19 protein-coding genes are annotated in these 23,708 nt (G+C 72.3%); 3 read left to right on the forward strand and 16 right to left on the reverse strand.

Going from position 1 to position 23,708, the window contains the following annotated elements; translation table 11 throughout:
- Positions 1-76: 76 nt before the first annotated feature.
- The 13 genes from ABD747_RS16725 to mraZ all read right to left on the reverse strand — a co-directional run bounded on the left by ABD747_RS16725 (position 77) and on the right by mraZ (position 15,316).
- On the reverse strand, positions 77-841 hold the full coding sequence (locus tag ABD747_RS16725) for a cell division protein FtsQ/DivIB (protein WP_344806574.1): 765 nt from the start codon (positions 839-841) through the stop codon (positions 77-79).
- The gene (gene murC / locus ABD747_RS16730) at positions 838-2,340 is read right to left on the reverse strand and encodes a UDP-N-acetylmuramate--L-alanine ligase (protein ID WP_344806576.1); all 1,503 of its coding nucleotides are present in this window, start codon (positions 2,338-2,340) and stop codon (positions 838-840) included. Before murC ends, ABD747_RS16725 begins: the two co-directional genes overlap by 4 nt.
- Positions 2,340-3,455, reverse strand: coding sequence for an undecaprenyldiphospho-muramoylpentapeptide beta-N-acetylglucosaminyltransferase (gene murG, locus ABD747_RS16735; protein WP_344806578.1), 1,116 nt, complete (start codon positions 3,453-3,455; stop codon positions 2,340-2,342). Before murG ends, murC begins: the two co-directional genes overlap by 1 nt.
- A complete protein-coding gene (ftsW, locus tag ABD747_RS16740; RefSeq protein ID WP_344806580.1) occupies positions 3,452-4,750 on the reverse strand; it encodes a putative lipid II flippase FtsW in 1,299 nt (432 codons plus the stop codon). The genes murG and ftsW overlap by 4 nt, the downstream gene beginning before the upstream one ends.
- Positions 4,751-4,795: 45 nt before the next feature.
- Positions 4,796-6,265, reverse strand: a complete 1,470-nt coding sequence (gene murD / locus ABD747_RS16745) for a UDP-N-acetylmuramoyl-L-alanine--D-glutamate ligase (RefSeq protein WP_344806582.1) — start codon at positions 6,263-6,265, stop codon at positions 4,796-4,798.
- Positions 6,266-6,376: 111 nt separating this feature from the next.
- Positions 6,377-7,468 carry a phospho-N-acetylmuramoyl-pentapeptide-transferase gene (gene mraY / locus ABD747_RS16750; protein WP_344806584.1) on the reverse strand — a complete coding sequence of 364 codons (1,092 nt, stop codon included), beginning with the start codon at positions 7,466-7,468 and terminating at the stop codon, positions 6,377-6,379.
- Positions 7,465-8,964, reverse strand: coding sequence for a UDP-N-acetylmuramoyl-tripeptide--D-alanyl-D-alanine ligase (locus ABD747_RS16755; protein WP_344806714.1), 1,500 nt, complete (start codon positions 8,962-8,964; stop codon positions 7,465-7,467). Before ABD747_RS16755 ends, mraY begins: the two co-directional genes overlap by 4 nt.
- Before the next feature lie 5 nt (positions 8,965-8,969).
- The gene (locus ABD747_RS16760; protein ID WP_344806586.1) at positions 8,970-10,463 is read right to left on the reverse strand and encodes a UDP-N-acetylmuramoyl-L-alanyl-D-glutamate--2,6-diaminopimelate ligase; all 1,494 of its coding nucleotides are present in this window, start codon (positions 10,461-10,463) and stop codon (positions 8,970-8,972) included.
- Positions 10,464-10,686: 223 nt separating this feature from the next.
- A complete protein-coding gene (locus ABD747_RS16765; protein ID WP_344806588.1) occupies positions 10,687-12,462 on the reverse strand; it encodes a peptidoglycan D,D-transpeptidase FtsI family protein in 1,776 nt (591 codons plus the stop codon).
- 269 nt (positions 12,463-12,731) lie between these two features.
- Positions 12,732-13,394 carry a hypothetical protein gene (locus ABD747_RS16770; protein WP_344806590.1) on the reverse strand — a complete coding sequence of 221 codons (663 nt, stop codon included), beginning with the start codon at positions 13,392-13,394 and terminating at the stop codon, positions 12,732-12,734.
- Positions 13,391-14,512: a 16S rRNA (cytosine(1402)-N(4))-methyltransferase RsmH gene (gene rsmH / locus ABD747_RS16775; RefSeq protein ID WP_344806592.1), complete on the reverse strand. Its 1,122-nt coding sequence runs from the start codon at positions 14,510-14,512 to the stop codon at positions 13,391-13,393. The genes ABD747_RS16770 and rsmH overlap by 4 nt, the downstream gene beginning before the upstream one ends.
- The gene (locus ABD747_RS16780) at positions 14,500-14,679 is read right to left on the reverse strand and encodes a hypothetical protein (RefSeq protein WP_344806595.1); all 180 of its coding nucleotides are present in this window, start codon (positions 14,677-14,679) and stop codon (positions 14,500-14,502) included. Before ABD747_RS16780 ends, rsmH begins: the two co-directional genes overlap by 13 nt.
- A gap of 208 nt (positions 14,680-14,887) precedes the next feature.
- Positions 14,888-15,316 carry a division/cell wall cluster transcriptional repressor MraZ gene (mraZ, locus tag ABD747_RS16785; RefSeq protein WP_344806597.1) on the reverse strand — a complete coding sequence of 143 codons (429 nt, stop codon included), beginning with the start codon at positions 15,314-15,316 and terminating at the stop codon, positions 14,888-14,890.
- Positions 15,317-15,809: 493 nt separating this feature from the next.
- Between mraZ and ABD747_RS16790 the strand changes: the two genes are divergently transcribed.
- From ABD747_RS16790 to ABD747_RS16800, 3 genes are all read left to right on the forward strand, one after another.
- Positions 15,810-16,730 carry an AAA family ATPase gene (locus ABD747_RS16790; RefSeq protein ID WP_344806716.1) on the forward strand — a complete coding sequence of 307 codons (921 nt, stop codon included), beginning with the start codon at positions 15,810-15,812 and terminating at the stop codon, positions 16,728-16,730.
- 152 nt (positions 16,731-16,882) lie between these two features.
- A complete protein-coding gene (locus ABD747_RS16795; RefSeq protein ID WP_344806599.1) occupies positions 16,883-18,145 on the forward strand; it encodes a DUF58 domain-containing protein in 1,263 nt (420 codons plus the stop codon).
- A complete protein-coding gene (locus tag ABD747_RS16800) occupies positions 18,142-20,415 on the forward strand; it encodes a transglutaminase family protein (RefSeq protein WP_344806601.1) in 2,274 nt (757 codons plus the stop codon). The genes ABD747_RS16795 and ABD747_RS16800 overlap by 4 nt, the downstream gene beginning before the upstream one ends.
- Before the next feature lie 438 nt (positions 20,416-20,853).
- Here the strand turns inward: ABD747_RS16800 and ABD747_RS16805 are convergent, their stop codons facing one another.
- From ABD747_RS16805 to ABD747_RS16815, 3 genes are all read right to left on the reverse strand, one after another.
- Positions 20,854-21,255 carry a DUF3040 domain-containing protein gene (locus tag ABD747_RS16805; protein ID WP_344806604.1) on the reverse strand — a complete coding sequence of 134 codons (402 nt, stop codon included), beginning with the start codon at positions 21,253-21,255 and terminating at the stop codon, positions 20,854-20,856.
- A 367-nt stretch (positions 21,256-21,622) separates the two neighbouring features.
- Positions 21,623-22,780 (reverse strand): DNA polymerase IV, encoded by a 1,158-nt coding sequence (gene dinB, locus ABD747_RS16810; RefSeq protein WP_344806606.1) that lies wholly within the window; start codon positions 22,778-22,780, stop codon positions 21,623-21,625.
- A 157-nt stretch (positions 22,781-22,937) separates the two neighbouring features.
- Complete coding sequence (locus ABD747_RS16815) at positions 22,938-23,663, reverse strand: methyltransferase domain-containing protein (RefSeq protein WP_344806609.1); 726 nt, start codon at positions 23,661-23,663, stop codon at positions 22,938-22,940.
- Between the last annotated feature and the right edge of the window lie 45 nt (positions 23,664-23,708).

The raw sequence follows: 23,708 nt of genomic DNA on the forward strand, positions 1-23,708 counted from the left end.
GTCGCCTTCCGGGGTGCGGAGTCGGTGAGCCGACGATGGGCGGGGTGCGGAGTGGCACCCAAGGGGTCGGCGCGGGTTACTTGACTGCGGGGCTGTGCGGCGCGGAGACGTCGATCGCCTTCGGCTTCTTCTTCAGCAGCAGCAGGGTGACCTGGCCCTTCAGGGCGGACTGGTCGGCGCTGCCCCAGAAGACGGTCGGGCCCGAGTCCAGATGCACCTTGAACGAGTCGGTCGCGCCGCCCTCGATGGTGGAGATCTCGTCGCGCAACTCGGCGGGCACGGTGCTGGCGATGATGCCGGCCTCGGTCAGCAGCGCGGCGTCGGCCGGGTCGACACCGGCCTGCACCACGCCGGTCGGCAGCATCGGCACCGTCTCGAACGCGCGTCCGGTGTGATCCACCAGCAGATAGCCCGCGCCGGTCTTGACCGCCACCACCGGCTTGCGCTCGACGACCTTGATCTCGACCGTGTCCGGCCAGCGCCGATCCACCGAGACCGTGTCCACCGGTGCCAGGGTCGCCACCCGATCGGCGATCGCGGTGGTGTCCTGGCGGGCCAGCGGCAGCCCGATCGGCACGGCGGCGGTGGTCCGGACCCCGTCCACGGTCAGCAACTTGGTGCCGCTGACCGAGACCTTCTCGGTCGCCAGCACCGGCGAGAAGCCGACCAGCCAGCCGGCCGCGGCCAGCAGCGCGAGCACCAGCAGGGCGATCAGGGCGCGCTTGAGGCGCCGGATCCGCCGCTCCCGCCGGCGTCGCTGCTGGGCGATCGACGGCCCGCGCCCGGAGCCGCCGGTCGAGCGGCTCTCCGGCCGGCGGGTCGGCGTCGCGGTCGGGCTCATCGGGTCTCTCCTGTCGTGGCGGGTGCCTCGCGCCGGCGCAGCTCGTCGACGATCTTCGGTGCCACCTTCGTCACGTCGCCACAGCCCACGGTGATGACCAGGTCCCCCGGCCGGGCGATGCCGGCGACGACCGGGGCGGCCCGGTCCCACACCGGCTCGTAGGTCACGTGTGCCGTTCCGGGGGCGACCGCGTCGGCGACCAGCGCGCCGTCCACACCAGGGATGGGGTCCTCGCGATCCCCGCAGACGTCCATCACGATCGCCTCGTCCGCCAGCTCCATCGCCGATGCGAGCTCGCGCCAGAAGTCTCGGGTGCGGGTATAGAGGTGCGGCTGGAAGCAGACCACCACCCGGCCGTCGCCAACGCCCGTGCGGGCGGCCCGCAGGGTGTTCGCCACCTCGGTCGGGTGGTGGGCGTAGTCGTCGTACACCCGGATGCCGTCGACCGTGCCGACCAGCTCGAACCGCCGGTGCGTCCCGCCGTACGTCCGCAGCGCGTCCCTGATCCGGGCCTCGGGACGGTGGTCCGGCGCGCCCAGCCAGTTCACGACGGCGTACGTCGCCGCCGCGTTCCAGGCGTTGTATCGCCCCGGCACGGAGAGCTCGACCGGCCCGCCGACGCTCCCCGATGGCGTACGCCCGGTGAGAGTGAAGCGCGAACCGGTGCCGGCCAGCTCCAGGTCGGTGATCCGGACGTCCGCGTCCGCGGCCTCGCCGAATGTGACGATCTCCAGCCCGGCCGGGTCGAGCACCCGGACCGCCTCGGTCAGCGCGACCGCGCCCGGCTCGTCGGCGCTGACCACCAGCAGCCGGACGCCTTGTCGACGCGGAGCGTCGCTCCGCGACGGCATGTCCGCGGCGGCGAACCGGACGAAGCCGTCCGCGTAGTTCTGCGGGGTCCCCCAGTTCACCAGGTGGTCGGGATCGACGTTGGTGACCACCGCGATCTCGCGCGGATACTGCAGGAACGAGCCGTCGCTCTCGTCGGCCTCGACCACGAACTCCCGGCCGCCGCCGATGTGCCCGCCCGTCCGGGTGCCGGTCAGCGCGCCGCCGATGACGTAGGACGGATCGAACTCGCAGGCGGTCAGCACGTGCGCGATCATCGCCGTCGTGGTCGTCTTGCCATGGGTGCCGGCGACCGCGATGCCCCGCCGGCCGAGCATCAGCGAGCCGAGCGCGGCGCTGCGGTGCAGCACCGTCAGCCCGCGCTCGCGAGCCGCCGCCAGCTCGGGGTTGTCCTCCCGGATCGCCGAGGAAGCCACGACGGTGCGCGCGTCGCCGAGCTGCTCGGCCCGGTGCCCGATATAGGTCCGCGCGCCGGCGTCCTGCAGCCCTTGCAGATACTTCGAGTCCTGCCGGTCGCTGCCGCTGACCTCCAGCCCGAGCTGCAGCATCGCCGAGGCGATCCCGTTCATCCCGGACCCGCCGATCGCGATGAAGTGCACCGGCGACAGGGTCGCGGGATCGGGCAGCTCGATCGGCTGGACCAGCCCCATCAGCGCATCACCTCCAGAGTCCGCCGGGCGAGCGTACTCGCCGCGTCGCCCCTGGCAACGCCGCGGAGCGCGACGGACATTCCCGCCAGCCGTCCCGGCTGGTGCACCAGCTCCGGGACCCGCGCAGCCACCAGCTCCGGGGTGCAGTCGGCGTCGGTGACCAGCAGACCGCCGCCCGCGTCGACCACCAGCCGGGCGTTGCGGCGCTGCTCGCCGTTGCCGTGCGGATAGGGCACGAAGATCGCCGGGAGCCCGACCACCGCCGTCTCCAGCACGGTGCTGGCACCGCAGCGACCGAGCATCAGGTCGGCGGCCGCATAGGCCCGCTCCATCCGCTCGACGTACGCCAGCGGCCGGTAGACCGCGCCGTTCTCCGGATGGGTGTACGGCGTCTCCGCGCCCATGTTCCTCGGCCCGAGGACGTGCAGGATCTGGATGCCGGACGCGAGCAGGTCGTCCCGGGCCCCCTCGACGGCGGTGTTGATCCGGGCCGCGCCCTGCGAGCCGCCGCTGACCAGCAGCACCGGCAGGTCCGGCGCGAGCCCGAACTCGGCGCGCGCGCTCCCCCGCTCCGCGGCGCGGTCCAGCTCGGTGATCGCGCGTCGCATCGGCAGCCCGATCCAGGTCGCGTGCGGCAGCTCGGTCTCGGCGAAGGAGGTGTAGACGTGCTCGGTGAACCGCGCGGCCAGCTTGTTGGCCAGGCCCGGCAACACATTCTGCTCGTGCACCAGGATCGGCAGCCTGAGCCGGCGGGCAGCCAGGTAGGCGGGAGTGGAGACGTAGCCGCCGAAGCCGAGCACGGCGCCGGCGCCGGCCTCCCGCAGCACCCGCTCGGCGGCCTTGACCGAGGCCCGCAGCCGGCCCGGAACCCGGAACAACTCCGGCGTCGGCCGGCGCGGCATCGGCACGGGCGGAATCAGCTCCAGCGGCAGGCCGGCGGCCGGGACGACGGTGGTCTCCAGCCCGCGCTCGGTGCCGAGCGCGGTGATCCGGATGCCGGGTCGCTGCTCGGCCAGCTCGTGTGCGGTCGCGATCAGTGGCGAGGTGTGCCCGGCCGTGCCGCCGCCCGCCAGCACGACGCTCGGCGATCCGGTGCCGGGTGCCGGGGAGCTCAATCCGAGCCCCTCGAGGTGCGGGAGCCGACCACGGTGGTCATCCGCGGGGTCGGCGGTCGCCGTCGTCGCTCCAGCACGGCCCGGGCGGCGGGCTCGCGGCGGGCGCAGGCCAGCAGCAGGCCGATCCCGGCCAGGTTCGCCATCAGCGCCGAGCCGCCGTAGGACACCAGAGGCAGCGGCACGCCCGCGATCGGCAGCAGCCGCAGCACGCAACCGAGGTTGATCAGTGCCTGGACCATGAACCAGGCGGTGGTGCCGGCGGCGACGTAGCGATTGAAGTTGTCGTCGGAGCGCAGCGCGATCCGGATCCCGGCGTAGGCCAGCACCAAGAACATGCCGAGCACGACCAGGCTGCCGAACAGGCCGAGCTCCTCACCGATGACGGCGAAGATGAAGTCGGAGTGCGCTTCCGGCAACGAGCCCCACTTCTGCCGGCTGGCGCCCAGGCCGACGCCCCACCAGCCGCCGGACGCGATCGCGTACATCCCGACGGTCGACTGGTGGTTGATCCCGTCGACCGCGACGGTCGGGTTGAGGAAGGCCTCGAACCGGCTGATCCGGGTCGGGCTGCTGAGCACCAGCGCGGCCATCCCGACCACACCGGCGGCGGCCAGCGCGGCGAACAGCCGCAACGGAGCTCCGATCATCCACAGCACCGCGCCGACGATGCCGATCACCACGGCTGCGGTGCCGGCGTCGCCCTGGAAGACGATCAGCAGCACGATCAGCCCGGCCGCCGGCAGGTAGGGCACCAGCAGGTGCTTCGGCTGGTCGAGCAGCTTCTGCTTGCGGGCCAGCACGTCGGCCCCCCACACGATCAGCGCCAGCTTGGCAAACTCCGACGGCTGCAGCCGCATGAACGACGGTCCGAGCTGCAGCCAGTTGCGGTTGCCCTGGAACTCGATCCCGAGCGGGGTATAGGTCAGGATCAGCATCAGCGCCGAGGCGAACAGGCCGGCCCAACCGGCGATCTTCAGCCCGCGCGGCGGCAGTTTGACGATGACGACGATGCCGATCAGGCCGACGAACAGGAAGAACGCCTGCCGCTTGACGTAGTAGTAGGCGTCGTCATAGTTGACGTACGCCGAGACGCTGGAGGCCGAGAGGACCATCAGCATGCCGAGGGCCACCAGCAGGCCGGCGGCGGCGAGCACCAGGTGATAGCTGGTCAGCGGGCGGTCCAGCATGGTCCGGATCCAGGCCGACAGCCGGCGGCCGCCGCCCTTGGCCTGGTTCGCGCTCCACCGAGACTCGGCGGACGGTCCCCCGGGCGCCCTCGGGGTCAGTGTGGCCACGCCGTCTCGCTTCCTGCTCGCACTCCTCGTCGATCCCCGGAGGCGTCAGCCGGCGAGCTCGCGTACCGCCTCGGCGAACGCGTCCCCCCGGGCGGCGTAGCCGGAGAACATGTCCAAGCTGGCGCAGCCGGGAGCCAGGAGGACCGTGTCTCCGGGCCGAGCCAGTGAGACGGCCGCCTCGACGGCCTGCCTCATGGCCCTAGTCTCGCCGTCGGCGATGGCAATGACGGGCACCTCGGGCGCGTGTCGGGACAGTGCCTCGGCGATCAGTGACCGGTCGACCCCGATCAGCACGGCGCCGCGGAACCGTCCGCGGTGGCTGCGCACCAGGTCGTCGAAGGTGGTGCCCTTCGCCTGGCCACCGGCGATCCAGACGACCTTGTCGTCGGGGCCGTCGCCGGTCGTCCCGTACGCCCGCAGGGACGCGTCGGCCGCGTGCGGGTTGGTGGCCTTGGAGTCGTCGACGTACCGGATCCCACCGCGCTCGGCGACGAGCTCGATCTTGTGCGCACCCACCTGCACCGCGCGCAGGCCGTCGCGGACCGCGCTCGCCCCGACGCCGTACGACCGGGCCAGGGCTGCGGCCGCCAGCGCGTTCGCCACGTTGTGCGGGGCCGCCGGGTGGATGTCGTCGAGCTTGGCCAGCTCCAGGGCGGAGTCCTTGCGCTGCTCGATGAAGGCGCGGTCGACCAGCAGGTCGTCGACCACGCCGAGCATGGACGGGCCGGGGGTGCCGAGGGTGAACCCGATCGCGCGGGCCCCCTCGACCACGTCGGCCTCCTCCACCATCCGCTCGGTCTCAGCGTCGGCGACGTTGTAGACGCAGCTGAACTCGACGCCGGCATAGATCTTCGCCTTCGCGTCCCGGTAGCCCCGGGCGCCGCCGTGCCACTCGTAGTGGTCGGGCTGCAGGTTCAGCACCGCCGCCGAGTGCAGGGCCAACGAGTTCGACCAGTGCAGCTGGTGGCTGGACAGCTCGACCGCGAGGACGTCGTACGGCTCGGGGTCCAGCACGGTCTCCATGATCGGCCGGCCGATGTTGCCGACGGCCGCGGTCCGCAGCCCGGCCGCGGCGAGGATGGACTCCAGCATCTGGGTGGTGGTGGTCTTGCCGTTGGTGCCGGTGATGCCGAGCCAGGGCACGATCCGGTCGGGCCGGCTGAGCCGCCAGGCCAGCTCCACCTCGCTCCAGATCGGGATCTGCCGCCGGGCCGCCTGGACCAGCAGCGGGTGAGCGGGGCTGAAACCGGTGCTGATCACCAGATCGGCCGTGGCCGGCAGCTGCGCGGTCGACCCCGGTCCGAGCCGTACGTCCGCGCCGAGCGTCTCCAGCAACGTCGCCTTCTCGACGTTGGCGGCGGTGTCGGCGTCGTCCAGGACCACCACGTTCGCGCCGAACTCCAGCAACCCGTCGGCGGCGGCGAACCCGGAGACGCCGATCCCGGCGACCACCACGGTCGCCCGCGACCAGGGCGCGTTGCGATCGGCGACCCGCAGCCAGTCCAGCTCACTCACCGTCGTCCACCCCTCCCGCGAAACTGTGCAGCTGCTGCAGCCCCGCCCGGCGTGTCGCTGCGAGAGCCGCACAGTTTCCGGAGCGGGGGCCGGGTGCCGGGGTGTCCGCGCTCATGTGCCCGCGACCCACTCCGCGTAGAAGATGCCGAGCCCGGCGGCGACGCACAGCCCGGCGATGATCCAGAACCGCATCACGATGGTCACCTGGGCCCAGCCGAGCAGCTCGAAGTGGTGGTGGATCGGGGTCATCTTGAACAGCCGCTGTGGTGTCCCGGTTATTCGCCGGGTGAGCTTGAAGAAACCGGTCTGCAGGATGACCGACATCACCTCGATCACCAGCAGGCCACCGAGGATGATCAGCAGCAGCTCGGTCCGGGTGAAGATCGCGAGGCCGGCCAGACCGCCGCCGAGGGACAGCGAGCCGGTGTCGCCCATGAAGATCTTGGCCGGTTCGGCGTTCCACCACAAGAACCCGAAACAGGCTCCCGCCAGGGCGACCGCGACCACGGCGAGATCGTGCGGGTCGCGCACCTCGTAGCACTTGGCCGAAGCCGAGGAGGCGTACGCGCAGGACTGGTTGTACTGCCAGATGTTCATCAGCGTGTACGCACCGAAGATCATCACGCAGGACCCGGTGGCCAGCCCGTCCAGGCCGTCGGTGAGGTTCACGCCGTTGCTGGCCGCGGCGATCAGGAACAGGATCCAGATCAGCGCCAGCACCAACGGAAGCTCCGGGAGGGCCTGGATGTCGCGGAGGAACGAGATGGACTTGGAGGCCGGGTAGACGCTGCGCTCGTCGGGGAAGAACATCAGCGCGAGCACGCCGAAGATCACCGCCACGATGCACTGGCCGGCGATCTTCGCCTTGCTCCGCAGCCCGAGCGAGCGTTGCTTCTTGATCTTGATGAAGTCGTCCAGGAAGCCCACCATGCCGAGCCCGGTGGTCAGGAACAGGACCAGGATCCCCGACGCGGTCGGTCGGGTCCAGGTCAGCAGGTGCGAGCCGATGTAGGCCAGGATCACCGCGGCGATGATCACCAGGCCGCCCATCGTCGGGGTGCCCCGCTTGGTGTGGTGGGTCGTCGGCCCGTCGTCGCGGATGAGCTGGCCGTAGCCCTTCTTCACCAGCCAGCGGATGGCCAGCCGGGTGCCGAGGAGCGTGCCGAGCAGGGCGATGATGCCGGCGAAGACGATCGTCTTCATGCGGTATCGCCTGTCGACTCGCGCCCGCTCGGGCCCTGACTATCCGACGCTCGGCGACCCTCGCCTGTCGGCTCGCGCCGGGGGTCGGCGGTCAGCAGGTCGGCGGCCACGGTGTCCAAGGCTAGGCCACGAGACGCCTTCACCAGCACGATGTCGCCCGGCTGGGCATCGGCCAGGACACGAGCCAGCATGGCGGCCTTGTCGGCGGCGGCGTACGCCCGGTCGGCGTCCAGCCCAGACGCGCGGGCACCGCCGACCACGGTCTCGGCGAACGCGCCGACCGCGATCAGGCGGTCGATTCCCGCCTCCGCGACCCGCCGGCCGAGCGCGTCGTGCCCGGCCGCGGCCTCGTCACCGAGCTCGAGCATGTCGCCGAGCAGGGCCCAGGTGGTCGCGCCGGGTCGCCGCCGGCCGAGCTCGGCCAGCGCGTCGAGCGCCGCCGCCATCGACTCGGGGTTGGCGTTGTAGGAGTCGTTCAGCACCACCAGGCCGTCGGCGCGCTCGGTCAGCTCCATCCGCCAGCGCGACCGCGCGGTCGCGCCGGACAGCGCATCAGCCACCTGGTCCAGTCCGAGCCCGAGGGCGAGTGCGGCGCCCGCGGCCGCCGTGGCGTTGGCGATGTGGTGCCGGCCGACCAACCGAAGCCCGACCTCGGCGGTGTTCTCCGCGGCACCGGCGAACCGGGCGTGCAGGGTGAACCGGGGCCGGCCCAGATCGTCCAGCGAGACGTCGGTGGCCCAGACCGCGTCCTCGTGCGTCGGCGGGCCGGCGGCGGAGAACGCCAGCACTCGAGCGGAGGTGACCGCCCGCATGCCCCAGACGTACGGGTCGTCGTAGTTGAGGACCGCGGTGCCGGCGGCCGGCAGCGCCGCCACCAGCTCGGACTTGGCCCGAGCGATCTGCGCCTGGCCGCCGAACTCGCCGACGTGGGCGTGACCGACGTTCAGCTCGACGCCGACCACGGGTGGGCAGATGTCGCACAGGTAGGCGATGTGCCCGATTCCCCGGGCGCCCATCTCGGCGACGAGGAAGCGGGTGTCCGGCTCGACCCGGGCCACCGTGAGCGGCAGGCCCAGCTCGTTGTTGAGGTTGCCGACCGGGGCGACCGTCGGCCCGGCGCTCTCCAGGATCGCGGCCAGCAGGTCCTTCGTCGAGGTCTTGCCCTGCGAGCCGGTCACGCCGACCACCTGCAGCCCGCCGGCGACGCCGCCCTCCACCACCCGGCGGGCGATCGCGCCGAACGCGGCGAGCGGGTCGGCCACCACCAGGCACGGCGCGCCGTCCACCGCGGCGGCGGTCAGGGCGGCCAGGGCGCCGGCGCCGACCGCGGCCGGCACGAAGTCGCGCCCGTCCACCCGTTCGCCGGGCAGCGCGACGAACAGCGAGCCCGGACCGACCTGGCGCGAGTCGGCCGTGACAGCGGTGATCAGCGCGGACGGGTCGACCGGCCCGGCGGGTGCCGCCCCGGTCGCGGCGGCGACGTCGGCGAGCGACAGGGCAATCACGCGCTCACCTCCTGCCACGCCTCGTCGACCACCGCGATGTCGGAGAACGGCAGGATCCGGCCGCCGATCTCCTGACCCGGCTCGTGACCCTTGCCGAGCACCGCCACGACGTCGCCGGCGTTCGCCGTCCGCAGCGCGAACAGCACCGCCGAGCGGCGGTCACCGCCGTCCACGATCTGCACCGGACGTCCGTCGGCGGCGCGCGCCTCCTCCGCACCGGCCAGCACCTCCGCCCGGATCGCGGCCGGACTCTCGTTCCGCGGGTTGTCGTCGGTGACCACGACGACCGCCGCGCCGCGGGCGGCGGCCGCACCCATCGGCCGCCGTTTGGCCGGGTCGCGGTCACCCCCGCAGCCCAGCACGACGATCACCCGGCGGCCGGCGAGCGCGGCCAGCACGGCCGCAACCGCCTGCGGGGTGTGGGCGAAGTCGACGTAGACCTCGGGCGCGTCGGGGCCCAGGTCCACCCGCTGCATCCGGCCGGGGACGGAGGCGTCGGCCAGCCCGGCCGCGGCGGCGGCGAGGCCGCCCGGCTCGTCCCTCGAACCCCCTTTCGCGACGTCGATCATCGCCAGCGCGGTGAGCGCGTTGCGGACGTTGAAGTCCCCGGGCAGTCCCAGCTCGAACGTCAGCGGGCGGCCGGCCAGCACGGCGTCCACCCGGACCCGACCGCCGATCACCTCCCAGTGCCGCGCCAGATAGTCGGCCGACGGGTCCTGCAGACTCACGGTGACCGTGGGCAGGCCCGATGCGGACGTACGGCGCAGCAGCTCCCGGCCCCGCGGGTCGTCGACGTTCAGCACCGCCGTCCGGGCCCGCTCGGCGGTGAACAGCGACGCCTTGGCCTCGAAGTAGCTCTCCAGGTCGCCGTGGAAGTCCAGGTGGTCGGCACCGAAGTTGGTAAAGGCCGCGACGTCGAACACGATGGCATCCGCGCGGCCGAGCGCCAACGCGTGGGAGGACACCTCCATCACCAGCGAGTCCGCGCCGCCGTCGCGCATCCGGGCCAGCAGGGCCTGCAGCTCCGGTGACTCCGGCGTGGTGACGGTGGTCCGGGCGCCCGGCACGCGGGCCCCGTCCAGCAGGAAGCCGATGGTGCCGATCACCCCGACGTGGTGGCCCGCGGCGCGGAGCGCGGCCGCCACCAGGAACGAGGTCGTGGTCTTGCCGTTGGTGCCGGTCACGGCGTACGTCGTCAACGCCCGGCTCGGCTCGCCGTAGATGCGGGCGGCAATCCCGGCCATCGCACGCCGCGGGTCGTCCAGCACGACCACTGGCCGGTCCAGTGCCGCGGCCAGCGTGGCACCGGCGGCGTCGGTGAGGACGGCCACGGCACCGGCCCGGACCGCGTCGGTCGCGAACTGCGCACCGTGATGGGCACGACCGGGCAGGGCGACGTACACGTCGCCGGGTCGTACCAGCCGGCTGTCGAGGGTGATGCCGGTGACGGCCGTGGTCGCGGGCAGCCCGAACAACTCGTCCAGCCGCAAGCCGTCACCCCCTCTTTGTTCGCAGCCGGTGTCGACGCCCATCCGGCGGACACGCGTCAGGTTAGCCGCCGGCAACAGCTGTTGGTCCGAACCCGGGGCGATGTCGGCCGGACGGGCCCGACCGCGCCGGGTGCAGGCGGACGGGACGCCGACCGGCGCACCGATCGGCGGGCCAGACGTCCTCGCCACGATGCGATTCCGCGCCGACGTGCCCTCGCTCCGGTCAGCGATACCGACGCTGGCTCATCGGCCCCCACTCGATCGGCTTGACCTTGTGCTTGGTGGTGGTCTGCGGGATCGAGTAGCGCGGCAGGGCGTACTGCATGATCGACTTGACCACCGGGGCGGCGATCGCGGTGCCGGAGGACCCGCCGCGCTTGGCGTCGGAGACGACGACGTAGGTGAGCAGCTGCGGGTCGTCCATCGGCGCGACCGCGATGTAGGAGGTCACGTAGCCCTTGTAGCACTTGCACTTGGCGTTCGCGAGCTGCGCGGTGCCGGTCTTGCCGCCGGAGTTCCAGCCGTCGATCTGCAGGTTCTGCCGGCCGTTGTGGCTGTCGGTGACGGCCTGCATCAGGTCACGTACCTTCGCCGAGGTGTCGGTGGACACGATCTGCCGCGACGGCCTGGCCGGGAGCGCGACCGGGTTGCCGTCGCCGTCGGTCGCGCTCTTGATCACCGTCGGCGCGTGGTAGAGCCCGCCGTTCACGATGCCCGCGATGGCCGACGCCTCCTGGATAGCCGTCACGGCCAGGCCCTGCCCGAACGCGATCTGGTCCCGGGTGTAGTCGGGCATGTCCGGGTCCGGCAGGATCCCGGCGGCCTCACCCGGCAGCTCGACCCCGGTCGGCCGGCCGAGACCGAACTTCGACAGGTAAGACCGCAGCTCCGCCTTGGGCATCTGGCGCGCGAACAGGGCGGCGCCGATGTTGGAGGAGTCGGCGATCACGCCCCGGAGCAGATAGTGCAGCTCCTGGTGCTTGAACGCGTCCTTGATGCTCAGCGGACCGGATTTCAGCAGCGGCGGGATGGTGACCTGGGTGTCGGGGGTGATCGGCTGACCGCCGACGGTCGCCCCCGAGTCCATCACTGCGGCCGCCGTCAGTACCTTCTCCACGCTGCCCGGCTCGTACGGCGCGGAGACGGCCCGGTTGCCCCGGTTGTCGGCGTCGGCGGCGGCCGGGTCGGCCGAGTCGTACGTCGGCGCGTTGGCCATCGCCAGCACCTCACCGGTCTTGATGTTGAGCACGATGGCCATCCCGTGGTGGGCGCCGGTCGCCCGGACCCTGGCCGCGAGCGCCTTCTCCGCGACCCACTGGAGCTCGCTGTCGAGGGTGAGGGAGTAGTTCAGACCGTTCTGCACCGGCGTCGTCTTCGAGTCGCCGAGCGGGATCTTGCCGCCGTTCGGCGCGGCCTCGTAGGTCTCGGTGCCCTCGACTCCCGCCAGTTCCTTGTTCATCGACCACTCGAACCCGCCGAGCCCCTTGCCGTCCGCGCCGACGAAGCCGACGACCGACGCGCCAACGCTGCCGTTCGGATAGGTCCGGATCGGGTCGCTCAACCGGTAGATGCCGGGGATGTCGGCGGCCGCCAGGTCGGCCGCGATCTTGCTGTAGACCAGCGCCGGGACCTTCTTCTGGACGTACGCGAACTGGGTCTTCGGCCTGGTCAGCGCGGCCAGCACCGCCGGCCGGTCGATGGTCACGTACTTGCTCATGATGTCGGCGATCTTGTCCGCGTTCGGCGTGGTCAGCGTCGGGTCGGCGGTGATCGCCACGGCCGCCTCGGTGGAGGCCAGGACCACCCCGTTGCGATCGGTGATCTCGCCCCGGGCCGGCAACAGTGGCAGTGTCTGGGTGAGCTGCTTGGCCGCGATCGCGGAGTACGTCGCGGAGTCGAAGCCCTGCAGCTGCAGCAGCCGACCGGCACACAGCGACAACGCGATGGCCACCGCGATGAAGGCGACGTGCATCCGGCGGGACGAGTCGCCGAGCGGCACCCGGAGCGTACGTCCCGTGCCCCGGCCGGTACCGCCGAAGCGGATCCGCGGTCGGACCGGGTGCGTCCGCGAGCGCGGCCGGGTCGACTGCCAGGCCTGGGAGCCCGACCGCGGCTGCGATCCCGACCGGCCCTGCGATCCCGACCGGCCCTGCGATCCCGACCGGCCCTGCGATCCCGACCGGGGCTGCGATCCCGACCGACCCTGGGACGCCGATCGGGGCTGGGACCCGCCGCGGGACCCGGACTGCGGCTGCCGCTCGTTCGGCATCAGCGATTCCCCCCACCGTCGGTGCTGGACTTCTTCGCGGCCGCGTCGCTCGGCTGCGTGCCCGCCTGGGCCGGCGGCGGATTCTTCTTCGCCTGCGCCGCCGCCTCGGCCTCGTCGATCGCTCGCTGCTCGTCCTGCAGCGCCGCGGCACGCTTCGCGACCGCCTTGTCCGCTTCCTTGCGGGCCCGCTTCGCCGCGGCCGCCGCGTCGTCGGCCTGCAGCTCGCGCTCGGTCTTGACGATCAGGCCGGGCATCTCGTTGCCCTTGACTCGGTATTCCTTGCCGATCACCTTGCCGTCCGGCACGACCAGGAATGCGGGCTTCGGGTTGGCCCGCATCCCCAGGTCACTGGCCCGCCGGGCGAGCTCGGGTGCGGCGGCCATCGCGTCGAGCTGGGTCTGCAGGTCGACCTGGACGTGAGCCAGCTGGGTCGCCTGCCGAGTCAGCGAGCGAGACTCGAACGCCTGGTTCTGGAGGGTGGTGTTCAGCATCAGCAGACCGGTCATGCCGATCCCGAACATGGCGATCAGCACGATCGCGAACGGGCGGCGGGCCAGCCGCGGCGGCGCGGCCGGCACCGGACGCAGCCGCGCCCGCGGACCGCCCGCCGCGCCGGCCTCCTCGGACGGCCAGCCGGTCAGGCCGGCCCACAGTGCACTCACTGGCCACTCTCCATCTGTCGGTGGTGCGGGATCGACGCGGGAGCGGTCGATGCGGGGCGAATCCGGGGCGGTCGACGCCGGGCGGTGCGGTCCGGAGTCGACGAGCGCGGTCTGCGGCGGAGCGCGCCGGTCGGACGGCCCGGATGGTCGGCGATCCGGACCGCGGCTCGCAGCCGCGCCGACGCGGCGCGCGGGTTGCCCGCGACCTCCTGCTCGGTAGGGCGCTCGGCGCCGCGGGTGAGCAGCCGGAGCTCGGGGGCGTACTCCTGCGGCACCACCGGGAGATCGCGCGGCGCGGTGTCGGCGGCGCCGAGCGCGAACAGCTGCTTGACCAGCCGGTCCTCCAGCGAGTGGTAGGCCAGGACGGCGATCCGGCCGCCGATGGCGAGCGCCGCGATCGCGCTCGGCAGGGCCGACTCCAGCGCCGCGAGCTCGTCGTTGACCTCGATCCGCAGCGCCTGGAAGGTGCGCTTGGCCGGGTGGCCACCGGACTTGCGCGCGGCGGCCGGGACCGCGGCATAGACCAGCTCGACCAGCCGGGCGGAGGTCGTGAACGGCTCGCGCTCCCGCTCGGCGACGATGCGGGACGCGATCCGGTCGGCGAACCGCTCCTCGCCGTAGCGGCGCAGCACGGTGGCCAGATCGCGCGCGTCGTAGCTGTTGAGCACGTCGGCGGCGGTCAGCGGGTCGTCGGGCGACATCCGCATGTCCAGCGGCGCATCGACGGAATACGCGAACCCCCGCTGGGCGGCGTCGATCTGCAGCGAGGACAGTCCGAGGTCGAGCAGCACCGCCTGAACCCGCGGCCGGCCGAGCTCGGCCAGCACCTCTGGCAGCTGGTCGTAGACCGCCTCGACCAAAGTGGTGCGATCCGCGTACGGCGCCAGCCGATCCGCGGCCGACGCGAGGGCCTGCGGATCGCGGTCGAGCCCGACCAGGTGCGCCTGCGGGCAGGCCTGGAGCAGTGCCTCGGCGTGTCCGGCCAGGCCGAGCGTGCAGTCCACCAGGACCGGCGTCTCCCCGGCTGGTTCCAGCGCCGGCGCGAGCAGTGCGACGATCTCGCTCAGCATCACCGGCACGTGCCGGGCCGGTCCGCCCGGCGTGGTCAGCCCAGCCATGCGGTCACCGCCCAGATCCCGGCCACGATCGCGACCGAGCCGATCAGCGACAGCGCGGCCACCGAGGCCGCGTCGCGGGCCTGGTGCCGCAGACGACGGGGCGCCCGGCCCCCGGTGCGCGAACCGCCCTCGCCTCGGAGGGTGGGGCTCATCGGCTCGACAGGCAAGATCTCGACCCTCTGCGTTCTCACACCTGGTCGAAGTGCTGGCGTCACAGGTGCTGGCGTGCGTGCGTTCTGGCTGGATCGTGCGGGTCGGATCGTGCAGGGAGGTTTCAACCCGAGATCGCTAGGTGGTCCCGACCTGGCACAGGGGAAGTTGTGTCAGGGCGAGGCGGACCTGCGGGTTGAAGCCACCCGGCACGAGCCGGTGCAGCTAGAGGCCGGGGAACATGTCGTCGTTCATGTCCGCGAACTCGGTTTCCTGGGCCTCGGAGTAGGTCTGCCACGCGGCGGCATCCCAGACCTCGACCCGGTTGATCGCTCCGACCACGACGACGTCCTTGTCCAAGCCGGCGTATGCCCGCAGCGGAGCCGGGATGGTGAGCCGGCCCTGCTTGTCGAGCGTCTCGTCCGAGGCGCCCGAAGCGAGCATCCGCTGATAGTCGCGGACCTGCTTGCTGCTGGAGGGAGCGTTGCGGAGCTTCTGGGTCTGCTCGACGAAGTCCGAGAGCGGCCAGATCGCCAGGCAGCGGTCCTGGCCGCGGGTGACGACCAGCCCCTCGGCCAGCTCGTCGCGGAACTTCGCGGGCAGGAAGATCCGGCCCTTCTCGTCGAGCCGCGGAGTGTGGGTGCCGAGGAACACGTGTCCTCACCTCCCGGCTCCATTCGCTCCACGATCAGCACCAGTTCTACCCCATCCGCTCCACTTTCCGCCACTGTACTCCACTTCGCTCCACTGGGGCCTCGCCGCGCGGTCGTTTCTGAACCCGGTTTGCCGGATCTGCGTCTGAAACGGTGGTGCCGGCCGGGACCGTCACGAGCGGTCGGACGTCCTCGGGCGGGCGCATAGGGTGGGGGCGCACCGGCCGGCAGCGGCGGCCGTACGCATCGTCGATTTCGCTCGTCCGTCGACGGGCGGCGACTTAGCATGGTCGAGGGCTCGGATCCGGGTCCGGACCACGGGACACGGAGGTGCTGTGAGTCTGAGTTTCGGAGGCGGGAGCCTGGAGGCCGAACGCGCCGGCGGCCCGGCTCCCGACCGCGAACCGACCGTCTCCGACTCCCGCGGCAACGGGCAAGCCCACGGCCGCGAGCCCGTGGCCCCGACGTACGGCCTGGGTGACGTGGTCGCCATCATGGGCCGGGTCCGGGAGGCGATCGAGAGCGTGATCGAGGGCAAGCGCGCCTCCATCGACCTCGCCCTGGCCGTGCTGCTGGCCGAGGGCCACCTGCTGGTCGAGGACGTGCCGGGTGTCGGCAAGACGATGCTGGCCAAGGCGCTGGGTCGCTCGATCGACTGCAGCGTCCGGCGGATCCAGTTCACCCCCGACCTGCTGCCGTCCGACATCACCGGCGTCTCGGTCTTCAACCAGGAGACCCGCGACTTCGAGTTCAAGCCCGGCGGCATCTTCGCCAACATCGTGGTCGGGGACGAGATCAATCGCGCCTCACCGAAGACCCAGTCCGCCCTGCTGGAGTCCATGGAGGAGCGGCAGGTCAGCGTGGACGGGACGACGTACACCTTGGCGCCGCCGTTCATGGTCGTGGCCACCCAGAACCCGATCGAGATGGAGGGGACCTATCCCCTGCCGGAGGCGCAGCGCGACCGGTTCATGGCCCGGATCGAGATGGGCTATCCGACGCCGCACGCGGAACTGGAGATCCTCGACTCCCACGGCAGCTCCGACCCGTTGCTGGCGCTGCGGCCGGTCACCGACGGTGAGACGATCCGCGGGCTGATCGAGGCGGTCAAGACGGTGTACGTCGCACCCGCGGTCAAGCAGTACCTGGTCTCGGTCGTCAACGCGACCCGCAACACCCGCGACCTGCGGCTCGGTGCCTCGCCCCGCGCAACGCTGCAGCTGCTCCGGATCAGCCGGGCCGCGGCGGCGCTGGCGGGCCGCAACTTCGTCACCCCCGACGACGTGGCCGGGCTGGCCGTGGTGGTGCTGGCGCACCGGGTGCTGCCCTCGACCGACGCCCAGCTGGCCCGGCGCGCGGTCGGCGACATCATCTCCCACGCCGTGCACTCGGTACACATTCCGGACCGGCACTGAGGCACAGGGCCGGGCAGAGGACGGGGTCGGGTAGAGGAACGGGTTCGGTCAGCGGAACGGGCCGAGCAGAGGAACGGGGCCGGGCAGAGAAACAGGGTCGGGCAGGCGCAGGGTCAGTCGGAGTCGACGGGCAGACGGAGGTCGCGGGAGGGATGGGGAAGCCCTGGCGGTTGCTCACCGGACGCGGCCGCGCGCTCGCGATCGTCGGGCTGGCGATCGTGGTTGTCGCGATGCTCGCCGGGCAGCGCGACGTGATGCGGATGGGTCTGGTGGTGCTGCTGCTACCCGTGGTCGCCGCCGTCTTGGTGGCTCGGGCCCGGCTGCGGATGTCATGCGAGCGTCACGTCGAGCCGGCTCAGGTGCCGCTGGGCTCACCACTGCGCGGTCGGCTGGTGCTCGGCCAGGACGGGCGGCTGCCGGCCGGCATCTTGATGCTCGAGGACGGCGTGCCGGCCGAGCTGGGTTCGCGACCGCGTTTCCTGGTCGACCGGGCCGACCTGAGCTGGCGGCGCGAGGTGGAGTATCCGCTGCTCGGCCGGGTCCGTGGCCGGTTCCGGACCGGCCCGCTGCTGGTGCGGACCACCGACCCGTTCGGGCTGGTCCGGCTGGACCGGCGGTTCGTGGCGACCAGCGAGGTGATGATCACGCCGCAGGTCGTGCCGCTGACCGCGCTGCGCGCCTCCGGGGGCGCCGGCAGCACCGGTGACGCCCGCCCGCACAAGATCGGCGTGATCGGTCAGGACGACGCGCTCGTCCGGGAGTATCGCCAGGGCGACGACGTCCGCCGCATCCACTGGCGCTCGACCGCCCGGCTGGGCGACCTGATGGTGCGCCGGGAGGAACAGGCGTGGGATCCGAGCGCGTCGATCGTGCTCGACTCGCGGGCCCGGGCGCATGCCGGCCCGGGGATGCACAGCTCGCTGGAGTGGGCGATCTCGGCCGCGGCATCGGTCGCCCTGCACTTCCTCGAGGACGGGTTCGGAGTCGAGATCTACGAGGCCGACGGCTCGATGCGGATCAGCGGTCATCTCGGCCAGCACAGTTCCGCCTCGTCGGAGGTCGTGATCAGCCGGCTGACCGACCTGCGTCCGCGCAGCACGCGCACGCTGAACTACGCGATCGAGTCGGCCGGGGTCGACCAGCCGAGCCAGCTGGTGGTCGCGGTGATGGGCCGGCTCAGCCCGGAGGACGCGAACGCGTTGCTGCGCGCCCGGCGCAACCGGGCCCACGGGCTGGCCATGCTGCTCGACGTCGACAGCTTCGCCGAGGGCCCGGACGACCCAACCTGGCGGCGGCACCACGAGCACGCGATCGAGCTGCTCCGCGACAACCAGTGGCGGGTGGTCGAGGTGCCGCGCGGGATGGGCGTGGCGCAGGCGTGGGCCACGCTCGACCGGATGGGAACGGCGGCATGAGCACGGCGGAGCTCGGGACGCACCTCACCCGTACCCCGGGCGGACGCTTGCGCAGCTCCGACCGCCTCGGCCTCGCGACCGGCGTCGCGATGGTGCTGGCGACGTTCACGGTCGTGCCGCTGACCACGGACCGGGCGTTCCTGCCGACGTCCTGGGTGATGATCCTGCTCATCGTCGGGATCGGGGTCGGGCTGCGCCGGCTGCGGCTCGGCGAGCTCACCGTCGCCTCGGCCCAGGTCGTCGTGGTGCTCGCCTTCGTGTTCGTGCTGGCGATCTCGATGCCCGGCCCCGGCCAGACCTGGTCGGATCACCTCGCGTCGCTGCTGCGGTCCGGGACCGAGCACATGCAGACCCAATCGGCGCCGATGGAGCCGAACGACGGCGTCCGGCTGATGATCGTCGCCACGGTCGGCGTCTTGATGGTGATCCTGGACATCATCGCGATCGGGCTGAACCGGCCCGCCTGGGCCTTGCTGCCGACGGCGACGGTCTTCGCCGTGCCCGCGGTCGGGCTCGGCACCGACACCGGCGTGCTGAGCTTCACCGCGATCGCGCTCGGCTACCTCGGGGTGCTGGTCGCCGACGGCTTCAACCGGGCCGCGCGCTGGACCCGCGGGCTGTCCCGCGACTCCGCCGGCGGCTACGGCACCGCCAACCCGGTGGTCTGGCGGGCCGCCGCGCTGATCGGTGTCCCGGCGATCATCGCCGCGATCGTGCTGGCCGTCCTGCTGCCGACGTTCACCTTGCCTGGGGGCCGGTTCGGCACCGGCGTCGGCGGTGGCGGGCCGCTCCAGCTCGCCGACCCGACCCTGGACCTGCGTCGCAACCTCAACCAGCCGCGCAACGCCGAGGTGCTGCGGTATGAGTCGGAGAACCCGAGCGGTGAGTACCTGCGGATGGCCTCACTGCCCCGTTTCAGCTCGGCCGGCTTCGGAAACGTCCAGATGCGGCTGACCGACGGCAACACCCTCGGCCAGATCCCCGGCGTGAACGACGCCGGGCTGAAGCGGCGGACCACCTCGATCCAGATCCTCGACTTCGGCTCGGAGTACCTGCCGCTACCGTACGCGCCACGGAGTTTCACCGCGGCCGGCAACTGGGCGTACGACCCCAACTCGCTGATGGTGCTCTCCACCACCCGGATCAACCGGGTGGACGCCACCCGCCAGTTGGCGTACTCGGTGGTGAGCTCGGACGTGACGCCCTCGCCGCAGGATCTCGCCGGGGCCGGCGTCGGCACACCCGCCGACGTCGACGTGACCAAGCCCCTGCCGAACGACTTCCCGGCCTCGATCCGCCGGCTCGCCGAGCAGATCACCGCCGACGTACGCACGCCCGCGGACAAGGCCGCCGCCATCCAGGCGTACCTGCGGAGCAGCCGGTTCACCTACAGCACCGACCCGCAGCCCGGCAGCGGCTATCAGGCGCTGGAGAACTTCCTGCTCCGCGACCACACCGGCTACTGCGAGCAGTTTGCGGCGTCGATGGCCGTGCTCGCCCGCGCGGTCGGCATTCCGTCCCGGGTCGCGGTCGGTTTCCTGCCCGGCAAGAAGACCGGGACCGACACCTGGTCGGTGAGCATCCACGACATGCACGCCTGGCCGGAGCTGTTCTTCGCCGGCTACGGCTGGGTCCGCTACGAGCCGACCCCGGCCAGCGTCACCGGAACCGCTCCGTCCTGGACGCTGGACTCCTCCGACCAGCCGGTGGACACCCCGACCACCCAGGCCAGCGCGTCGGCGAGCGCGTCGGTCCGGGCCTCGGACAACGCGCCGAGCGACGCGCAGAGCGGTCCGGCCGACCAGACCGGCACCGAGTCGGGCTCCGGTTGGGGACGCACGCTGCTGGTGGTCGGGCTGAGCCTGCTCGGCCTGCTGGTGCTCGCCGCGCCGGCGACACTGCGGATCCGCCGCCGCTCCGCGCGGCTGTCGGCCGAGGCACCGCCGGGCGAACGGGTCGAGTCGGCCTGGGCGGAGATCCGCGACACGGTGACCGACTACGGCGGAAGCTGGCCGGACGGCGAGTCGCCGCGGGCGATCGGCAAGGAGATCGGGAGCCGGCTGCCTCCGGAGGAGTCCGCCACGATGACCCAGGTCGCCCTGCTGGTCGAGCAGTCGCGCTATGCCCCCGCCTTCGACGAGGCCGACGGCACGCGTCGGCTGGCGACGATGACCAAGGACGTACGTCGTGGGCTGGCCCGGCCGCAGAGCCGCTGGCGCCGGCTCTGGGCCACGGTCGCGCCGCGCTCCATCTTCCGCCGCCGCCGCTGACCCTCACCGCGTTCCCGCGGGACCGCCTCTCCGGGGGTCGGGGTCGGCCCGGACTGCCGGCGGTCCCCGGAAACTGTGCAGCTGTTGCAGCGACACGCCGGCAGAGTCTGCAACAGCCGCACACTTTCCGGTCCGGGAGCACGGGAGGAGGGTCGGCCCCCAAGACTCCGCCGCTGGCCGGCGCGCCGCGGCCGCGGGCGGGCCCTCGTCACCGACGGCGGCAGCCCCTCGCCCGGAAACTGTGCAGCTGTTGCAGCGACACGCCGGCGGAGACTGCAACAGCCGCACAGTTTCCGGGCCGGGAGGGCGGGCTGGAAAGGCGGGCAGGGCGGAGGGCCGGGGCGGGCCGGAGGGCGGGGGCGGGGCGGGTTGGGGATGCAAAAGGCCACCGGTGGCACCTGGGTGCCGGCCGGTGGCCGAGGGCGTACGAACGGAGCGCTAGAAGCCGGACTCGTCGCGGCGGCGACGCCAGCGCTCCTCCATCTTGTCCATGAAGCCGTGCGCGTCGCTGGATCCCGAGGGCTGGCGAGCGCTGGGCCGAGCGCCGCCGTCAGCCGGGTCGCCGTTGCCGCCGCCGATGTGGCGCCACGCATAGATGCCCGTGACCGCGGCCGCGACCATGACGCAGAAGCCGAGCACGCTGAGCAGCCAGTGCCAGGAGATGCCGAGGACGAGGAGGGTGAGCCCGGCGAAGAACGCGACGCCGGCGATCGCGGCGCGGCGCCGATGGAGCCGCCGCAGACCGGTGCCCCGCATGGCGTTGACCAGCTTGGGATCCTCGGCGGCTAGTGCAGCCTCCATCTGGTCGAGGAGCCGCTGCTCCTCCTCTGAGAGGGCCACTGGCCACCTCCGCGTCTCGTCACTGTCGCCGTCCCGATCACGGCCCAGGAACGCGGCGAGGAGGACCTCATGCGCCGACGCTGGCCAGGATGTGATGCGAAACCTGCCTGATCGCCCGGGTTCCCGGCCGACCTGTGGGTAAGTTTATGCGGCCATGGGGTGATGTGAAACCCGGACCGACAATCAGGGACAAGTCTGTTTCCGCCCTGTGATCACCCTCACCCTCACCCGTACCTCGGGTCGCTCGCCGATCGAGGCCGATCACGAGCCTGCGATCCTCTCCGAACGCCCGGATTCGGCCACGGATGCGGTGAGACCGAGGGATTCGCCGGGCGAGCCGACCCTCCAACCGCCGGCCGTGCGGAACTCATCGGCCGAGCGAGGCCCGGCGGACGGCGCCGGGACCGAAGCGGCCGACGGCCAGATCGGTCGCCTGCTCGGCCTCACGCCAGCCGCGGGCGGGGTCGGTCAGCCGGGGCTGGCGCTCGGCCCGGCCGCGGTCGGTCAGACCGGACACCCGGACGCCGATCCGACGGATGCGGGCGCGCTCGATCCCGAGCCGCTCGTACAGTGCGACCGCGACGGCATAGATCTCGGCGGCCACGTCGGTCGGGGTGGGCGCCTGCGCCGACCGGGTCAGCTCGGTGAAGTCGGCGAAGCGGACCGACAAGGTGATGGTGCGGCCGAGCACCTCGCCCTTCCGCATCCGCCGGGCGGCCTTGTCGGCCATCCGCAGGATCTCGCGCCGGACCAGATCCGGATCGTCCGTGTCGCGACCCAGGGTCTCCTGGTGCCCGATGCTGCGCTCGACGGCCTTGACCAGCACCGGACGCGTGTCGCGGCCCCAGGCCAGGTGGTGGAGCATCGATCCGGCGTGCGGGCCGAACGTGCGCTGCAGGGTGTCTCGCGGCGTCCTCGCCAGCTCGCCGACGGTGGAGACGCCGAGCCGGTTGAGCTTCGCGGTGGTCGACTGGCCCACTCCCCACATCGCCTGCACCGGCAGCGGGTGCAGGAAGTCGGTCACGCCGTCGGGCGGGACCTCCACCAGACCGTCCGGCTTGGCCGCCTTGGACGCGATCTTGGCGACGAACTTGGTGGGTCCGATGCCGACCGAGCAGGTGATCCGCTGCTCGTCGGACACCACCGCCCGGATCACCTCGCCGATCTGCGCGGCCGGGCCGAACATCCGCACGGCGCCGGTCAGGTCCAGGAACGCCTCGTCGATCGAGATCGCCTCGACGATCGAGGTGAAGGTCGAGAACACGGCCACGATCGATTTCGAGATGGCCGTGTAGTCGTCGAAGGTCGGCTGCAGGAACGCCAGTTTCGGCACCAGTCGCATCGCCTGGCCGGACGGCATGCCGGACCGGACACCGAACGCCCGGGCCTCGTAGCTGGCCGACAGCACCACCCCGCGGGGATAGCCGCCGACGACCACCGGCCGGCCCTTGAGCTCGGGGTGCCGGCGCAGCTCGACCGAGACATAGAACGCGTCCATGTCGACATGCATGATGATCTTGCTCATCGGCGTGGTCTCGCCGGGGCGACTCGTGCGACGGCTCGTGCAGCGCATGGCGACTGCGTCGCGCACGGGAGCGCCCGGCAGGGTCCGGATCGGGAACCGAGGTCGGCGCTCGGAATCGGGCACGGAGGTCGGAACGGGCGCGCAGTCGGGTGGGCGGTCAGGCCGGGCGGGCGAACACGTGCACGTACGGCGCGAGCGCGCGGAACGCCGGATCCTGACTGATCTCGCGTTCGAGCTGGCTGAGCTCGGAGTAGGCGCCCGACTCGGCCTCCACCAGCGCCTCCGGGACGTGGTCCGCGATCGCCCCAATGCCGTGGCTGATCTGCGGCCGCAGGCCCGCGGCGATGACCAGGTCCAGGATTTGGTCGTGGTCGAACCGGTCCGGATCGGCCCAGGTCCGGCGGGCCGACGCGAAATGACCGGCCAGCGCCTGGCTCAGCACGAGCGATCGCCGCTGCGCCACCACCAGACTCAGCGCGCCACCGGGCCGGAGCACCTCGGCGACGGCGCTCAGCGCGGCAGCCGGCGAGTCGACCACCTCCAGCACCCGGTGACAGATGACCAGGTCGGCCTGCGCCGGGCCGAGCAGCGCGACCAGGTCGCTCGCATCGCCTTGGCGACCGTCGATCCGGCCGACCAGGCCGGCCTCGTCGGTGCGGCGCTCCAGCGACGCGAGCGCGTCCGGGCTGGGGTCGATCACCGTCACCCGATAGCCGAGCGAGGCCAGCTTGATCGAGGTGCCACCGGTCCCCCCACCCAGGTCGACGACGCGCAGTCCGGCTGCGCCGTCGGGTCGGCCCGAGGACCACTGCTCGATCTGGGCAAGCAGCAGGTCGAGCAAGAAGGACTGCGAGACCGAGCGGCGCCGGAGCCGATCGTCCATGCCGCCCTCCTCGCCATGGCCCGGGCCGCGCGGTCGACCCGGGAG

Origin of the sequence: Microlunatus ginsengisoli (assembly GCF_039537205.1) — a bacterium.
In the GTDB taxonomy this organism is placed as follows: Bacteria; Actinomycetota; Actinomycetes; order Propionibacteriales; family Propionibacteriaceae; genus Microlunatus; species Microlunatus ginsengisoli.

Coding starts and splice junctions, on each gene's coding strand:
- rsmH (WP_344806592.1), bottom strand. CDS start 14,512: ATGGCTGGGCTGACCACGCCGGGCGGACCGGCCCGGCACGTGCCGGTG.
- ABD747_RS16815 (WP_344806609.1), bottom strand. CDS start 23,663: ATGGACGATCGGCTCCGGCGCCGCTCGGTCTCGCAGTCCTTCTTGCTC.
- dinB (WP_344806606.1), bottom strand. CDS start 22,780: ATGAGCAAGATCATCATGCATGTCGACATGGACGCGTTCTATGTCTCG.
- ABD747_RS16800 (WP_344806601.1), top strand. CDS start 18,142: ATGAGCACGGCGGAGCTCGGGACGCACCTCACCCGTACCCCGGGCGGA.
- ABD747_RS16725 (WP_344806574.1), bottom strand. CDS start 841: ATGAGCCCGACCGCGACGCCGACCCGCCGGCCGGAGAGCCGCTCGACC.
- mraY (WP_344806584.1), bottom strand. CDS start 7,468: ATGAAGACGATCGTCTTCGCCGGCATCATCGCCCTGCTCGGCACGCTC.
- ABD747_RS16790 (WP_344806716.1), top strand. CDS start 15,810: ATGGGCCGGGTCCGGGAGGCGATCGAGAGCGTGATCGAGGGCAAGCGC.
- murC (WP_344806576.1), bottom strand. CDS start 2,340: ATGGGGCTGGTCCAGCCGATCGAGCTGCCCGATCCCGCGACCCTGTCG.
- ABD747_RS16795 (WP_344806599.1), top strand. CDS start 16,883: ATGGGGAAGCCCTGGCGGTTGCTCACCGGACGCGGCCGCGCGCTCGCG.